At 58.8% G+C, this 14,497-nt stretch carries 13 protein-coding genes; 11 read left to right on the forward strand and 2 right to left on the reverse strand.

Annotated features, from left to right (window positions below):
- Positions 1-249 precede the first annotated feature (249 nt).
- The 11 genes from LF599_RS00780 to LF599_RS00830 all read left to right on the forward strand — a co-directional run bounded on the left by LF599_RS00780 (position 250) and on the right by LF599_RS00830 (position 12,814).
- Positions 250-1,863, forward strand: a complete 1,614-nt coding sequence (locus LF599_RS00780; protein WP_279521906.1) for a Gfo/Idh/MocA family oxidoreductase — start codon at positions 250-252, stop codon at positions 1,861-1,863.
- Positions 1,864-1,996: 133 nt separating this feature from the next.
- Positions 1,997-2,995 carry a glycosyltransferase family 2 protein gene (locus tag LF599_RS00785; protein ID WP_279521907.1) on the forward strand — a complete coding sequence of 333 codons (999 nt, stop codon included), beginning with the start codon at positions 1,997-1,999 and terminating at the stop codon, positions 2,993-2,995.
- On the forward strand, positions 2,988-3,794 hold the full coding sequence (locus LF599_RS00790) for a polysaccharide deacetylase family protein (RefSeq protein ID WP_279521908.1): 807 nt from the start codon (positions 2,988-2,990) through the stop codon (positions 3,792-3,794). The genes LF599_RS00785 and LF599_RS00790 overlap by 8 nt, the downstream gene beginning before the upstream one ends.
- Positions 3,781-4,860: a GNAT family N-acetyltransferase gene (locus LF599_RS00795; RefSeq protein WP_279521909.1), complete on the forward strand. Its 1,080-nt coding sequence runs from the start codon at positions 3,781-3,783 to the stop codon at positions 4,858-4,860. Before LF599_RS00790 ends, LF599_RS00795 begins: the two co-directional genes overlap by 14 nt.
- A 79-nt stretch (positions 4,861-4,939) precedes the next feature.
- Positions 4,940-5,635, forward strand: a complete 696-nt coding sequence (locus LF599_RS00800; protein ID WP_279521910.1) for a class I SAM-dependent methyltransferase — start codon at positions 4,940-4,942, stop codon at positions 5,633-5,635.
- Positions 5,632-6,663, forward strand: a complete 1,032-nt coding sequence (locus LF599_RS00805; protein WP_279521911.1) for a DUF354 domain-containing protein — start codon at positions 5,632-5,634, stop codon at positions 6,661-6,663. Before LF599_RS00800 ends, LF599_RS00805 begins: the two co-directional genes overlap by 4 nt.
- A complete protein-coding gene (locus tag LF599_RS00810; protein WP_279521912.1) occupies positions 6,660-7,517 on the forward strand; it encodes a polysaccharide deacetylase family protein in 858 nt (285 codons plus the stop codon). Before LF599_RS00805 ends, LF599_RS00810 begins: the two co-directional genes overlap by 4 nt.
- Positions 7,514-8,092 carry a class I SAM-dependent methyltransferase gene (locus LF599_RS00815; RefSeq protein ID WP_279521913.1) on the forward strand — a complete coding sequence of 193 codons (579 nt, stop codon included), beginning with the start codon at positions 7,514-7,516 and terminating at the stop codon, positions 8,090-8,092. Before LF599_RS00810 ends, LF599_RS00815 begins: the two co-directional genes overlap by 4 nt.
- Positions 8,085-9,320 carry a polysaccharide pyruvyl transferase family protein gene (locus LF599_RS00820; protein ID WP_279521914.1) on the forward strand — a complete coding sequence of 412 codons (1,236 nt, stop codon included), beginning with the start codon at positions 8,085-8,087 and terminating at the stop codon, positions 9,318-9,320. The genes LF599_RS00815 and LF599_RS00820 overlap by 8 nt, the downstream gene beginning before the upstream one ends.
- Positions 9,321-9,620: 300 nt before the next feature.
- Positions 9,621-10,799 (forward strand): Coenzyme F420 hydrogenase/dehydrogenase, beta subunit C-terminal domain, encoded by a 1,179-nt coding sequence (locus LF599_RS00825; protein ID WP_279521915.1) that lies wholly within the window; start codon positions 9,621-9,623, stop codon positions 10,797-10,799.
- A gap of 23 nt (positions 10,800-10,822) precedes the next feature.
- Positions 10,823-12,814 (forward strand): hypothetical protein, encoded by a 1,992-nt coding sequence (locus LF599_RS00830; protein ID WP_279521916.1) that lies wholly within the window; start codon positions 10,823-10,825, stop codon positions 12,812-12,814.
- Between the two features lie 23 nt (positions 12,815-12,837).
- Here LF599_RS00830 and LF599_RS00835 read toward each other — a convergent pair whose 3' ends face one another.
- Both LF599_RS00835 and LF599_RS00840 read right to left on the reverse strand, forming a co-directional pair.
- A complete protein-coding gene (locus LF599_RS00835; RefSeq protein ID WP_279521917.1) occupies positions 12,838-13,638 on the reverse strand; it encodes a hypothetical protein in 801 nt (266 codons plus the stop codon).
- Positions 13,635-14,405, reverse strand: a complete 771-nt coding sequence (locus LF599_RS00840) for a cytidylyltransferase domain-containing protein (protein ID WP_279521918.1) — start codon at positions 14,403-14,405, stop codon at positions 13,635-13,637. Before LF599_RS00840 ends, LF599_RS00835 begins: the two co-directional genes overlap by 4 nt.
- Positions 14,406-14,497 lie beyond the last annotated feature (92 nt).

Genomic DNA, 14,497 nt, shown 5'->3' on the forward strand with positions numbered 1-14,497 from the left:
GGCAATAGAACGGGAAGTCTGCCGGGACGGGCATGCAACGCTGCTTTTCTCGCCTCCGGCCCGTACGGTACCCCCCCTTTCCAATCACCTGGGGCCCGGCTTTTGCGAAAAGCATTAAGTCAGTGGGTGAATGGTCGATAAGGAGTAGGTCGGGAGCGAGAGGTGAGATGCTGTTTTGTGGCGTAAGGGTTTTTATGACATAACATTTTGATATATTATGATAAAAATGTGACAACAACGAGTTGAACGATGGGAAAAACAAATGTTGGCGTTATTGGCGCGGGGTACTGGGGCAAAAATCTTATTCGCAACCTGAATGATTTGGGGGTGCTCAAGTGCATCTGCGACACCAATGCGGCCGCCCTTGACACCTTCCGGTCCGAGTACCCCGGCGTTTCCTGCCACTCGGAGTTTTCCGACCTGCTCAATTGCAAGGATGTCGAGGCCATAGTCATCGCCACGCCTGCGGTCGCCCACTTCGGCCAGGCGCGTCAGGCCCTGCTCGCGGGCAAGCATGTTTTCGTTGAAAAACCCATCGTCCTCGACGAAGGCGAGGCCGAGACGCTCATTGAGCTCGCCGACTCCCGTGGGCTTGTGCTCATGGTGGGGCATCTGCTCCAGTATCATCCCGCCTTTCTGGAACTGAAGCGGCTTGTTGGCGAAGGGGAGTTGGGCAAGATCAACTATATCTGTTCCCACCGCCTGAACCTGGGCAAAATACGAAGGGAAGAGAACATCCTGTGGTCGTTCGCCCCCCACGACATTTCCATGATCCTTTCTCTGGCCGACTCCAGGCTGGAGTCCGTCATCGCAACGGGAGCCAACTACCTTCACCAGCAGATTGCCGATGTGACGACGACCCACCTGGAATTCACCTCCGGGATGAGGGCACACATATTCGTTTCCTGGCTGCATCCGTTCAAGGAGCAGAAGCTCGTCGTCGTCGGGGAAAAGAAGATGGCCGTTTTCGACGACACTTTGCCCTGGGACGAGAAGTTGCTGCTGTATCCTCACGAGATACGGTGGGAAAATGGCATTCCCGTACCCTCCAAGGCGGAAGGCTATCGACTGGAGCTGGGCCACGCTGAACCCCTCAAGCTCGAATGCCAGCATTTTCTTGATTGCATAGCCGAAGGGAATCGGCCGAGGACCGACGGCAAGGAAGGACTCGCCGTCCTCAAGGTGCTCAATGCGAGCCAACAGTCATTGAATGGCGACGGGAAGCGGGTTTTCCTGTTGGACAAGGCCAAGACAGCGGCAAAGCCGCCCTATTTTGCGCATGAGACCGCCGTGATCGACAAGGGTGCGACGATCGGCCAGGGCACCAAAATTTGGCATTTCACCCACATCATGAATGGGGTGACCATCGGCGAGAATGTCAACATGGGACAAAATGTGTTTGTGGGTGCAGGCGTGTCCATCGGGAACGGCTGCAAAATCCAGAACAACGTTTCCGTCTATCCGGGCGTGACGCTTGAGGAAAACGTCTTCTGCGGCCCGTCCATGGTGTTCACCAACGTGTTCAATCCCCGGGCCAACATCCGGCGCATGGACGAGATGCGGGAAACCCATGTCGGTAGAGGGGCCACCCTGGGGGCCAATTGCACCATCGTCTGCGGGAACAACGTTGGCTCGTTTGCCTTTGTCGGGGCTGGTGCCGTGGTGACTTCGGATGTGCCGGACCATGCCCTGGTGATGGGGGCTCCGGCCCGCATTTACGGGTGGATGTGCGAGTGCGGCAACAAGCTGGACGACGACGGGCAATGCCCGGCTTGCCGGAAACAGTACGATCACCTTCCCCCGCAGGGTAGCGAGGCGTCCTCCGGCTTGTCCACGGCCGCCGGTGCAGGGGACGTCCAGTGATTCCGAGCATCGAGTGCTGTCCGGCACCCTTGCGCAGCGGATTGCTCGTGCGGCCCGATCGGCCGATGTTGGATTGAAATTATTGCCGTAAAAACCTGTCGGGCATGTTTGATGCGGGCGGGCTGGAGCTGTTATGTACAAAGAAAAAAAAGTCGCGGTCGTTGTGCCCTGCTACAACGAAGAAAGCAAAATCGGCCCCATGCTGGAAGAAGTGCCCGAGTACATTGATAAAATATATGTCGTGGACGATTGCAGCACCGATGGATCGGCTGAGGTGGTCCGCAGGCGGGCGCGGGAGGATTGCCGGTTCGTTCTGATAGAGCACGAGAAGAACCGCGGCGTCGGTGCGGCCATTTCTACAGGGTACAAAACAGTGCTCAAGAGCGGGGAGGATATCGCTGTGGTCATGGCCGGGGATGGCCAGATGGACCCGGCGGATCTGCCCGAGCTGTTGAACCCGCTGGTCGATGACTCCGCCGACTACATCAAGGGGAACCGCTTCTTTCATCGGGTGGGCGTTGGCGCTATCCCGCCGGTCCGGCTTGTGGGCAATATGGCCCTTTCGGCCTTGACGAAGATTGTGTCCGGTTACTGGCATATTTCCGACACCCAATGCGGGTATACCGCCATCAACAGGAAGTTTCTCGATTATGTGGACTGGGACGAAGTGTACCCCCGTTACGGGTGTCCCAACGACATTCTGACTCGCCTGAACATTGTCAACGCCAGGGTGGCGGAGGTTCCCGTGTGCGCTCGTTACGGCCAGAGCTGGGCTTCCAAGATGAAAGTCTGGAAAATCGCCGGGCCGCTCCTGGCCCTGCTTTTTTCCCTGTTCATGACGCGCATATACCGTAAGCATATTTATTTGGATGGCCATCCGCTGATTTATTGCTACGGTTGCGGGATCATGAGCTCCATTCTTGCCGTTTTAACATTTGCATATTTGGTTGTTGTGGCTTGTGTCTCCGGGAACTTGTCCATCGCCGCATTAATCATATTGAGCACGTTTAGTATATTGGCGAACCAATTGCTGCTGAATGCTTTTGCGATGGACTACGAAGAAAACAAGCATTTGTATATCAGATTGCCGTACAAGCGCGTCAAGTTGTATGGTGGAGCGGTGGATGCGTGATTTCTCCTGCCAGATGTACGCTCGGTTCCTGCTGGCGATGCGGCAGGCGGGGTATCAGGCGCTTGCGCTCGAAGACTGGTGCTCCGGGATTCGGCCCCCCAAGGCCGTGATCCTGCGCCACGACGTCGACCGCTTTCCCGGCCGCGCGTTGAAGCTTGCGAGGATAGAAAGCCATCATGGGGTTCGTTCAACGTATTATTTCCGGTACAAGCGCAGGGTGTTCATTCCGGAGATGGCGGCGGAGATCCATGCTTTGGGGCATGAGGTCGGATACCATTACGAGGTCCTGGCAGACAGCGCGGGGGACATCGACGCGGCCAAAGCCCTTTTCGCCGCCAACATCGTCGCGATGCGGCGGGTGGTCCCGGTCGCCACGGCCGCCATGCACGGCCGTCCGTTGTCGTCGTATTGCGAGCTGGATTTTTGGAACCATGCCTCGCTGGAGGACTTTGGCTTGGCCGGGGAGGCCTATCTGTTCTTTCGCGAAACAGGTATCCCCTATCTGAACGATACCGGACGGACATGGTGTGACGGGGCCTGCAACTTGCGCGACAGAATGGTTCCGGGCCATGTCTGTACCTCCGAAGCCGGTGCCGCCCCTTTCGGGGCAAGAGAAATCCGGACGACCGAGCAGCTTGTGGCGGAAATGGCGGACGGCGGGCATCCCGTCCTGTATTTGTCTTTTCACCCGGAGCGATGGCCGGAAGGGGTGGCGGCGCAGCGTATGGGTGCCATGCAGGACGCCGTGTGCAATCTCATCAAATTTATGTTGAAAAAGGTGCGCCATGCCCAGTCTTGAGATATGGGACTCCCTTGACCGCGCTCGTGTCGAGGCATGGGAAGGGCTGTTGGCGGGCCGTCCGGCCCAGTCGCCTTATCTGCATCCCGATTGGAGCGTTCTTCTGGCCGAGGTGTACGGATGGCGGCCGTGCCATGTGGCGGCCTGGGAGGAAGACCGTCTGGTTGGTCTCCTGCCCGCCATGCGGGGGCGCACCCTGGCGGGGCGCGTGAAAATTCATGCGTTGCCGTTGAGCCATCTGACGCCTCCGTTGGTGGAGTCGTCGGAAATCGCGCCCTTGCTCGCCATGAAATTGGCGGTCGAGGCCAGCCGGACCGGCGCGGCCAAGGCGGCTTTTCACGCCCCGGCTGATGACCTGGGGCTGGCCGGGAAGGCGCGTTCGGACGGCGTGGCCGGGCATTGGCACCGGCGCGGCGGGCAATATGTGTCCGTCCTGGACTTGGATCGTTACCGGGCCGAGGGCGAACGGCTGTTCAAGTCCACGGCCCGAAGGAACGCTCGGAAAGCCGGCAGGCTGGGGGTGGCCGCTGTGGAGCGCACGGGGCCCGACGCCTACATGGGCGCTTATCGGATTTTGTTGGAAACCCGGCGGAGGCAGGGCGTTCCGTCCTATCCGGCGTCCCTGTTCGCGGCTTTGTCCCGGCATCCCGGGGCGCGTCTCTTTTTCGCCGAGTACAAGGGGGAGGCCGTTTCGGTCGTGGTTTTGCTGACGCTGGGCGGGCACAGCATATATATGTACGGCGGCTCCACAGCGCAGGCATATGCGCTCAGGGGTGCCGATAGACTCTTCTCTTATGTGATCGGCCGACTTGCCGAGGAGGATGCCGCTGTTTTGGATTTCGGATTGACGCCCGCCTGGCATACCGATCTTCTTCGTTTCAAGGAGAAGTGGGGGTGTCTTTCCGAACCATTGGAGCATGTCGTCTGGAGCCGCCGTCCCGTGTCCTCCTTGAGGAACGATCCGCGAACGACGGTTGCGGGGCGCGCGGCTTCCGCCTGCATCCGCAGGATGCCGCTTTCCGTGTTGGCCTGGTGCAGCGGCCGTCTCTTTAAATATCTTGCGTGAGGTCCGGTTGCGCCCGCAGGGAGCCGGTTCGGCCCGGCGGACGGCATCGGATAGTAAACAAAACGAGAAGGTGGATTTCATGGAAGGCGCTTCGCCATATGCGTGGGACGATGCGTGCATGTCCGCAACCAGCCATTATCTGACTTCCCGGGAGATCGAGTTTTTTCATCGGGTTTTGCGGCCCGTGCGCGGCGGGTTGGCGTTGGATATCGGCTGCGGCGCGGGGAAGTTCGTCCACGTGTTGGAGGGGCTGGGGTATTCGGCGGTCGGACTGGAATACGACCGGACCCCGCTTTCGATTTTCCTTCAGCGCGACCCTGCGGCGAAGGTGGTCCAGAGCGACGGCCAGCACCTGCCTTTCCAAAGCGAGGCGTTTGACGTGGTCTCGGCCGTGCAGGTTCAGGACTACTTCCAGGATCGGGCGGCCTTTTTCGGGGATGTGTGGCGCGTTCTGCGGCCTGGCGGTCTGTTTTTGGTGACCATGACCAACAGGAACAGTCTCAAGGGACTGATATACAAACGCTATCTGGCTTACAAGAATCGCCGGGCCGTGGCCCGTTTTTATGAAAGGACCCTTTCCGAGTGTTTGGATGAATTGCTGGCGTTTCCCTTTGCTGTGGACCATGTGTGGGGCTACAATTGGAACATGCTTCCCCGTGATTGCGACAATGCGCCGTTGGTAAGGATGTGCGGGACCGTTGAAAGAGGGTTGCGGCTGGAACGCCTGCCGCAATACAGCCCGCTGGTTTTCGTGGCGGCCAGGAAGGTGGCATGAGGCTTCTCATCGACGTGAATCACCCCGGTCAGGTCCATCTGTTCACTCCCTTGGCGCAAAGGATTATCGGCGAGGACGGGGCGGTGTTTATCACTGCGCGGGACAAGGATGTGACCCGCAAGCTGCTTGAGGCCGGGAAGCTTCCCTTCGCCATGTGCTCAACGCGTAAGGGCGGGATGGTTTCCCTGCTGTGGGAATTGCTCGTCAAGACCCGGGCGATAGTCAAGCGGGCGCGGGAGTTCAGGCCGGAGGCGATCGTCAGCCTCGGTTCCCCTCCGGCGGCGTGGGCTTCGAGGATACTCGGCGTGCCTCATATCGCCTTGGAGGACACGGAGCATTCCACGGAGCAGGCTCTGCTCTATCTTCCGTTCACCCGGTATGTGTTGACCTCGACGGCTTTTCGACGGGACTTGGGGAAAAAGCAACTGCGCTACAAGGGCTTTCATGAACTCGCCTACCTTCATCCGAGCGTGTTTGCCCCGGATGAAGCGGTCATATCTTCGCTGGGGCTTTCCGCCACCCGCCCCTTCAGTGTTGCCCGTTTCGTTTCCTGGCAGGCAACGCACGATTTGGGACGCCGGGGCATGTCAAACAGCGAGAAAGTGGCCCTGGTGGACCGGCTGTCCTCCTTTGGCAAGGTCGTGCTGACCAGCGAGGCCCCGCTCTCCAGGGAACTGCGCTCCAAGTGCGTGGTTGTGCCTCCCGAAAGCATACATCACGTCCTGGCATTCGCCCGCCTGTACGTCGGGGAAGGGGCGACCATGGCCTCTGAATCCGCGATGCTGGGGGTGCCCGCAATCTATACCAACCCGTTGTCAGCGGGGACGCTTGAGGCGCAGGAACGCTATGGGCTGCTGTACAGGCAATCCGATTTCGGGTCGGCCTTGGAGCTGATCGACTTCGTCATGCATGAGGAGAACAACCAAAAGTACCAGGGCCTTCGGCGGGAAATGCTGTCCGACATGGACGATTTGACCAGTATCATCCATGACGCCACGCTGCGCGCCATACGGGAGAACGCCGGATGACCGCATGGCCAGACAACGCTCCCTACGCCCTGTGCCTCACGCATGACGTGGACCATGTGACGCGCTGTCTTTATCAGCGGCTCTGGCGTGGCGCCCGGTGCGGCCCGGCCGTGGCCCTTAGGGAATTCCGTGACGCGGCAGCGACCTTGGGGAGGCGAAGCTCGGCCTGGAATTTTGAGCGGCTAGCCGAGCTGGAAGAGGCGTACCAGGTGCGCTCCACCTTCCTGTTCCTGGATGAGACCGCTAAGGGGTTCGGCCCCAAGTATTGGGGGCGGTACCGCTTCGCCGACCCGTCGGTCGCCTCCGTGATCCGGGAGCTCGACGCCGGGGGCTGGGAAATAGGATTGCATGGCTCGCTTTTCTCCTACAACTCCCCGGCATTGCTGGAACAGGAAAAAGATCGGCTGGAGCGGATCGTGGGGCATCCCGTGGTCAGCGGCAGGCAGCACTATCTTCGCCTGGAGGAAGGCGTCACGTTTGCTCTGTATGACCGGGTGGGGCTTACGGTTGATTCGACGCGGGGCTATTCGCATAAACCGTATGACGGGCGATACGGCGTCATGCCGTATACCCTTGAGGGAAGCGGGGTGGTCGAGCTGCCGATCACCCTGATGGATACCATCGGGCTTGAAAACCCGGCGATCCGCAAACGGAGTGAAGAGGTTGTTGCAGATATAGCCGGGCGGGGTGGGGTCGTCACCTTGGATTGGCATCAATGCGTTTGCAACGCCACGCTGTTTCCCGAGCGGCTGGGATTTTACAAGGACGTTTTGTGCGAGGCGCGTCGGCAAGGAGCTTGGATAAGCACCATGGGCAAGATAGCGTCGCATTGGAGGAAGGGGGATTTGTCATGACTTCCGGAATCAGGAACGAAAGCTTGCATAAGTCCGTTCTCAGCCCCTGCCGCATCGCCGCGGCCGGAAGTCTGCGGGGAAGAATTCTGGATTGCGGCGGCGGGCTGGGCGAATATCTCCCGTATTTCGTCGACAGCAGGCCCGTGGTCTTCGATATTTCTCTCCCGGCCCTTGCCGGTTTGCGCCATGGGGAAAAGGTGTGCGGCGACGGTAGCGCCTTGCCCTTCGCGGACAACAGTTTCGACGGTGTCTGGGCATGTGCCGTCGCCCAATACCTGCATCTGGATTCCTTCGTGGCGGAGTTGAAAAGAGTGACCCGTCCGGGCGGAAGAATCCTGCTGCTGGTCCCGAACGGGCGTTCTCCGTGGGATTGGTTGAAAAAGCTGGCGGGCATGGACGGCTGGTGGGATCAGGAAAATATCGTAACCCAATACTCCGTGGACGAGTTGGCGGCGTATGGCAAGGTCACCGGGGAAATACGGTTCTTGCCCATGGAACGGCTGTTCCGCAGGTTCCCCCGGCTTTGCCACACGTTGTTGTTGGAGATTGGAATCCAGGATGGGGAAAATGCGTAAGGACAATCGGGAAATCGTGCTTTGCGGCGCCTGCATGTCGGGCAATATCGGCGGACCGGCCCTGTATATTTCCTTTGCCGAGGAGGCGCAAAAACATCTTCCCGGCGTTCGGTTCACCGTTTTGTCCAAGTACCCGCAGGGCGATGAGGCCTTCTGCCGGGAGCGCGGCTGGGAGATGAAAAATATGCGGACCGTGCGCCAACTGCTCCCCGGAGTGCCCATCGGCCTCGCGGGATGGCTGCTCCGGCTGATGAAGCTGCCCTACCGCTGGGTGTTTCGCGGCGATTTCGCGCCCTACGCGACGGGAGACGTGCTCGTCGACATGTCCGGGATTTCCTTTACGGATTACCGTCCCGGCTTGGGGCTGCTCATCAATTGCCTCTGGTTCGTTCCCGCGCTGGGCGCGGGGATACCGATTGTCAAAGCCTCCCAGGCGATGGGACCGTTCGAAACGGGCTATATCCGTCGCGTTTCGAAATTCTTTCTGTCCCGTATGCGCCTGCTGATAGCCAGGGGCGCGGCCAGCGAATCGTATGTGAAAGAGCTTCTGCCCGGCCGGGACGTCAGGCAACTGCCGGATTCCGCCTTTGGGCTGGCCCCCGCGGAACACGCGGAAGTGCGGGCGCTGCTCGCGCGGATAGGTTTGCCCGAGGACGCCAGGTACTGCATATTGGGCCCGAGCCACATCGTGAACAGCTACATAGACGCCTCCGAAAGGAATCTCTACGTCGAAAGTCTTGTCCAGGCCGCTAAATGGGTCTTGGAAAAGGAGGGCATACACGTCGTCCTGCTGTCGCACGAACTAAAGAACGACGCTGAGGATGACTATGCCGTGTGTGAAGCCGTGGCGGCGGCCCTGGCCGATTCGTCGCGCTGCCACCTGGTGCCGCCCGTGAGTGATCCGAAGCTCGCCAAGGGCATATGCGCCGGGGCGGAGATCGCCGTGGGCTCCCGTTTCCATTTTCTGGTGGCGACCTTGTCGTCGGGCGTTCCTTCCCTGGCCATAGCCTGGAGCCACAAGTATCACGAGATGATGCGGATGGTGGGACAGGAAGACATGGTCATTTCCCATGAGAGCATGTCCCGGGACGGCCTGGCGCATTCGGTCGCGCAACTGTGGGAGCAGCGCGAAGTCCGCCGGAAGGCGATCGGGGAACGCCTTCCCGAGGTCATCGGCAAGGCCAGGATGAACGCCGTGTTGGTCGCGGAACTGCTGGGGTCGCTTTGACGCGCAAGGAGTGTGTGCGGTGTTTTCGATAAAAAGAGCTATCAAGTCTGCGCTGGGCATGGGAGAGACGCATCGGGAGCGCGGTGTGGCCTTTTGTCCATGCGCGCCTGAACCCGTATCAAGGCGCAAAGGACGCCCTGCAATACGCCTATCCTCGTATTGCGCTGGCGGCGGGCCATTTTATTGAGGAGTACGGGCTTGTTTCATGCCTCGGCGTCAAAGAAGCCGCTGACGAATTTGGCGAGTACAATGCGTGTAGGATCATTTCCTTACCGTCAGGACAGGGGGTCATCATAAAAAATGAATATTAATGCCCAAGGTAAGCGCGCGTGTTGCGGTTGTATGGTCTGCGCCATCGTGTGCCCCACATCGTGCATATCGATCCAAAGGGATCAAGACGGCTATCCCGTAGCCGTCGCTGACGGCGATTTTTGCGTTGATTGCGGCAAGTGCGTCGACGTTTGCTATAAGTTTCAGGAGCGCTCGACGCCGCCCCCCGCATTGAAAAGTTATGTCGGGTACAACTTGGACGAATCGATCAGGTTTTCCAGTTCCTCCGGAGGCGTCGCCAGCGCTTTGGTCCTGACCGCGCTGGAGGAAGGCTACACCGTTGTCGGCGCGGAAATGAATTATGACACGATGCGGGTCGAGCACGTGTTTATCACGGACTCGGGCGAGATCGGACGCATCATGGGATCAAAGTATTTCCCCAGCTACACGCTGGACGCGTTCTCGGCTTTGCAGGATGTCGACAAGGCGTTGGTCATCGCAACCCCATGCCAGATCAGTGCGCTGCGAAAGGCTTACAAGAGCAAGAATTTCGTCTACGCGGATCTGAAATGCTTCGGGCCGATGGGATATTTGGCTTTGGAGAAGTATGTGCGGTATCTTGAAGGGATCAATCCGTCCGGGATAAAGTCCCTCAACTTCCGGGGCAAGGATATCAGCTGGAAGGCGTGGGGGCCCAGAGTCGAGTTCAAGGACGGGGGCGTCTACGCGAAAACGAGCTATAAGGACCTGCTCGGTCGCATATTCAACGTCTACGGCTGTGTGCACCAGACATGCCATTCCTGCGTGTATTTCAAGAATGCCTCCGAAGCCGACATCAGGCTCGAAGATGCGTGGCACAAGATGACCCTGGTTACCAGCGACAGTTGGAAGCGTGGTTTGTCGCAAATCACCGCGTTTACGGAAAAGGGCCTTGATTTCGTCTCAAAAGCCTCTTCTCGGCTGAAATTGGCGGAAACGACGCCTTCCGTCGTCATCGCGAAGCGGAAAACCGCACCGGAAAAGTTGCTGGCGATGTTTCGCGACAAGGATGTTTCTCTCCAGGAAATAGCGAGAGAATACGATCGCTCCCAACCCGTCAAAAGAAGGGTGATGAACAGGCTTGAATACTATCTGACGTTGAATCGGCCACTTTATCTCTTGGTCTACAGGGCCTTCCATCTGTTGAAGAGAATGAAGGTCTTTCATTGAGCCGGTCGCAACCCGGTTCTGTCATGGAAAAGATCAATCGCATGGCGTCCGCTCATGGCGGATGCACCAATGTATTGAGGGCTGAGCACGTTAGAAAGCTTATGAATCCCAAAGTGAATTGCTATTTCTTTATCGGCTATATGACGCTGCTGGCCGCGAACTTCGGAGCCGTCCTGAGTTCCCTGTCGGCGACGTTGCACATTTCCTCCGTCGTCCTGTTCCTCGTCGGCGCGGCGTTGACGCCCACAGTGCTGGGCTTTTGGACGCTGCTCCTCACCGAAATCCGCCCGAAGTGGACGCCGTGGCTGTTGACCGCCGTTCCGCTTCTGGTCGCGGGACTTTGGGGAGGGGGACGGCTCTATGCAGGTGTTGTTCATTTTCAGATGCCGAGGTTGACCTTCGGCGATTACGCGGGGCTCTGCGCCGTGGGCATCGTCTTCCTCCTCGGATGCCGGATGTTCTTTGCCTACGCAAGGACCAACAATATCCATCATGACGCGAATGCGTACATGGATATGGCCATATACATCAGTGAAAATCGCGAGGTGCGGTCGCTCTGCAATCTCACCTCGATATTCCCGAACTTTGTGAGCGAGCCCCATGGCGCATCGTATCCGGCCTATCTCGCGTTTGCCCAGAATTTCATGACGGAAGGGACTATGTTAGAGAGGCAATGCACCATCAACAGCGCATTGCAACTCAACAATATATTTTATTTTCTTTCGGCGTTTGCGGCCGGACTCGTCATCTCGGGGTCGGTCTGGGCCGCTTGCGGAGTGGCCATGCTGGCCTTTGTCCCGCGCAGCTTCCACTACGCGGTCCAGTCGTTTAGCCGGGACGCCTACCGCCTCAACATGGCCGCCTGCCTGCTGGTTTTTCTCGCGAGCGCGCCCACGCTCATGGCCGTGGACAATGCCGTTCCTTATGTGATCGCCCTGTTTGTTTTTTGCTACCTTGTGGGCGACGCTCATGCGTTGAACGTGCTGCTCCTGGGCTGTGCCGCTCTGGGGTGGATCGTTACGCTTGTCTTCAGCGGGGACTCTCTCGCCTCCACGCCCATGCTTGTGCTGGCTTCCTTGAGCTGTGGAGCGGGAATGCTCCTGTCGTTGAGGAAGTACATCCATGCATATCTGAAGACCGGGCAGTTCATGGGCAATATATGGCGCAGATGCGCCTTCAAGGGAACGCCGCATGAAACGTACATGAAAACAGCCTTCAATTGCCGCCTGCCTTCCGATTCGACCAGTTGGAAAAGGAAGCTGTTCCATGTGTTCAAGGGAAATCTGCCGATGACCGCACTGGGCGTCCTCGCCTCTGCCGGCATCTGCGCCTTTTCCCTCCATCACGCCGTTCCTTTCGGAGTCATGTTCACGGCGGCGACTTCCTTGATCCTGTTGTTGCCGTTCACCGGTGTCCTGGACATCGGGCCATACCAGTTCTCCGATTTCTTCGTTTCCAACATCCGGTATCCCCTCCACTGGTACCCCATAGCCATGATAACGGCTTTCTCGGCCGCCTCCCTGCTGACGCCTCCCGGCAATGGGCCGGTCTTGCGGGAGGGCGTTGCCGCGCTTGTCGTGATTTTGGCGTTTTGGACGGCGATGAGGGCGTTCAAGCGATGGGGGGCGCTCTTTTGCGATTTCAAGGATCCCTTTTCAAAGGGAATGAAACTGTTTGAAGGGATGGAGAAGGATGCTCCTTGGGACGGCTCCATCGCGGTTTCGAATACCGGCTTCCCCTCTCCGTTCCTGTCGCATCGGGTCGCGTACCTCTTTTCGGAAGCGTATTTCCCATTGCTTCGAGCCGATACCATAGAGCATGTGGAGACGTTGATACGGGAAAACAACATCTCTTTTTTTGTTTTTTGGAAATTTGATATCGAGCAGTTTAAACTGAAGGCGATACCCTTGTACCAGGCGTTGCAGCGCAACCATGTCGAAGTGTACCAGGACCGCGACTATGAGATTTGGGGTGAACTCAGGCAGCAGGAAGAGGCTGGCCCCCCGGCGGGATGACACAGCCTCGCCCGGCGGGGCGGTTATAGTTGATTCCCGCCGTTTTCCCGGTTTTTGATGAGCAGGGCCTCAAGGGTGGAAATGTTGATGACCGTCTCCCGGCTCATCTGGAAAACGGGTAGCCGGAGCAGCAGGTTTTCCTTGGCCCCTCCGGATTCGGGGCACGGCACTGGGTGCATTTCGGGCATGGTTCCGTCCATGTTGTCCATGCTCCGGAGCGAGATTCCGTAAAGCGCACCGTCGTATCGGTACAGGGGGTCCAGGTGTTGGGAACCCGTGGGCCGGTCGCCTGTTTGTTTGCCCACGGCCTCCCATAGCTCCGGGCAGACTGTGCTCAGGGGTTGGACGAAGTTCGTGCCGCTGCGGGGATGACGCACCGCGGTCCTGGAAAAGAAGCGCCGGTCCGCCACCCTGAGATTCCACATGGGATGCACCGTGGAGGTGCATTGGATAGTGGAGACGATCAGCGGCTCGCCGCGTCCCTGCACGGCCTCATGAAAATGGTGCACCCGAGAGCGGAAAAGGGCCCCCTGGCCCGGGCGCAGGACGAGCACGCGGTCCGTGTCGTCCGAATCGGCCGTGAGGGCGCGCATGGCCTCGAATTCTGCGCGAAAGCGATCGCAGGGCCGGATGTCGTGGCAGGGGATGTCCTCGTCATCCGGCAAATCCAGGGCGTGAGGCGTCAGAATCCCGCTCATTTCAAGCCCCGGGCATTGGGCCACGGCGTCACGGGCCACTTCGACAAGGTGCTTCAGAATCACGGCCGAGGAGACAAGCTGCTGCTCCCGGATATCGTAGAAACCGAAGGAGAGGAACGCCTTCATATGGACACCCCGAAATCGTAGAGTTCATGTTCAATGATGTATTCGGCCAGCGCAAAATCCTCGTCCTCGTCGATGTCGATGAGCTCGACGGGGTTGTCGATGAGCTCATAGTGGAGCCAGCGCATTTCCCGGTTGAGGACTCTCGCCCCGACGAAATTTCCAAGGAGTCGGCAATACAGGTTGAGTTCGTCCCGGCGTGTGCAGGGCGGCAGCTCGATCCTGTCGTTTTCCGTGAACAGCCTGTTGAGGTCCACATCCGGCATGACGGCGGTGGAGCAGCAGCCCGCCTTGCGGGTCATCTCGACGTAGCGAGTCATGGTTTTGACGTTGCGGAAGAGCGAGGTGGGATACAGATCGATAAAGACCCCGAGAGGATATCCCTCGGTGAGCAGGAAGTGCTTTGCGTAATAGGAGGCCAGGCCCGGTGACGCGTCGTCGCTGGCCAGTTCCGCAGGGCGGATGAAGGGCGCCTCGGCGCCGTACTGTTCGGCTATCCTGGCGTATTCCCGGCTGTCCGTATTGACGATGACACGATCGACCGGCAACGCTTTGGCGATGGCGATGGTGTAGGCGATGAGGGGGACGCCGCATATTTCCCGGATGTTCTTGTGGGCGATGCGGGTGGAGCCTGCCCGGGCGGGGATGTGCACCACGGTCTTGTCGTGGGGGCCGGACATGTATTCCCCGTACTGCTCCGCCCTGATCCGATCGTGTTTGAAATATGTCTGTGAGATGTGGCGTTGCGAGTCCTCGAGTGTATATGCCATGAGGAATTGCTCCTTGTCTTTGTTCGTTGCCCGGCCGCCGTCAGCTCAAGAATAAAGTGATGCCGCGCGCGTTAGCGAAACCGGGCCGCGTC

Source organism: Pseudodesulfovibrio thermohalotolerans (assembly GCF_021353295.2).
Lineage (GTDB): Bacteria > Desulfobacterota > Desulfovibrionia > Desulfovibrionales > Desulfovibrionaceae > Pseudodesulfovibrio > Pseudodesulfovibrio thermohalotolerans.